Source organism: Acidovorax sp. KPB24-07, from assembly GCF_057543315.1.
Genome location: NZ_BAAJYS010000647.1, coordinates 1 through 1348 on the forward strand (window position 1 = coordinate 1; position 1348 = coordinate 1348).

Here is a 1348-nt window from a genome sequence, read left to right on the forward strand (position 1 = left end):
CGGCGCCTCGGCCGCCCTGCGGACTCCTCGCCCGTGAGCGCCCGCACGATCTCGCCGGCATCGCGCGTGGTCGCCAGGCGGTCCATCAGGGCGTCGTCGCGCATCAGGCGGGTCAGGCGGCGCAGCACCGCGATGTGCTCGTCCGACGCCGCGGCAATGGCCACCACCAGGCGTGCCTGCTTGGCATCGTCGCCCCAGCGCACACCGCCCGGCACCTGCAGCACGGCCAGGCCGGTGCGCCGCACGAGGTGCTTGTCCTCGACCATGCCGTGCGGAATGGCCAGGCCCTGGCCCAGGAAGGTGTTGGCGACTTTCTCGCGCTGCAGCAGGCTGTCGGTGTAGGCGGGCTGGGCATGGCCGGCCTGGGCCAGCAGGGCGCCCGCGGCGCGCACGGCATCTTCTCGGTTGTGGGGCGCGGCGCCCAGGCGGACCTCGACCGGGATCGTGGACATGGTGCGATGTCTCCTTGTTTTGGTATCGATTCCAGGGCGGGATTATGAAACCGCTTTTCAGGGCGGACAAGGCCACGAAGCACCCCTCTCCTATGGAAATTCGGGTAATCCCCTATGAAAGAATGCCACGCCCCCCCCGCGAGGCAGCGCAAAATCAGCGCACCGATCGGTCGCCGCTGGCGGCAAGATCGGCCGTCGCAAAGAGATTTCAGGAATCGATACCAAAACGCCGGGTTCTTTTGTAGGAGAAAGCCGCTTGGCCAGCATCAAGGACGTCGCGGAGCGCGCGGGCGTCTCCACCACTACCGTATCGCGCGTGCTGTCGAACCCCGCCGCCGTGCGCACGCCGCTGCGCGAGCGCGTCGAGCAGGCCATCGCCGCGCTCGCCTACCGCCCCAACCTGGCGGCCCGGCGCCTGCGCCAGCAGCGGGCCTCGCTGGTGGGGCTGATCGTCTCGGACATCCGCAGCCCGTTCTTCACCGACGTGGGCCGCGCGGTGGAGGACGTGGCCTACCGCCACGGCCTGCGGCTCATCCTGTGCAACACCGACGAAGACCCGGCCAAGGAGCAGTCCTACCTTGAACTGATGGCCGACGAGCAGGCCAGCGGCGTGATCCTCTCGCCCACCATGGAAGGCCTCAAGCGCCTGCGGCCCGCCGACTGGCCGTTTCCGATGGTGCTGGTGGACCGCGCCCTCGACACCACCCGCGCGGACCGCGTGGTGCTGGACAACCGCGCGGCCGCCCGGCGGGCCACCGAACACCTGCTGGACGCCGGCTACCGCCGCATCGCCGTGCTGGCCGGCACGCACAGCACCACGGGCCAGGAGCGCCAGGCCGGCTACGCGGATGCACTGCGCGAACGCGGGCTGGCGCCCGATCCACACTGGGTCGCCC

The 1348-nt window shown here is 70.4% G+C and carries 2 protein-coding genes; one reads left to right on the forward strand and one right to left on the reverse strand.

Annotated features, from left to right (window positions below; genetic code table 11):
* Positions 1–452 (reverse strand): PTS mannitol transporter subunit IIA (locus AC27IQ_RS24680; protein WP_487091172.1); only part of this gene is annotated, 452 nt, incomplete at its 3' end.
* Positions 453–708: 256 nt separating this feature from the next.
* Between AC27IQ_RS24680 and AC27IQ_RS24685 the strand changes: the two genes are divergently transcribed.
* Positions 709–1348 (forward strand): LacI family DNA-binding transcriptional regulator (locus AC27IQ_RS24685; protein ID WP_487091173.1); only part of this gene is annotated, 640 nt, incomplete at its 3' end.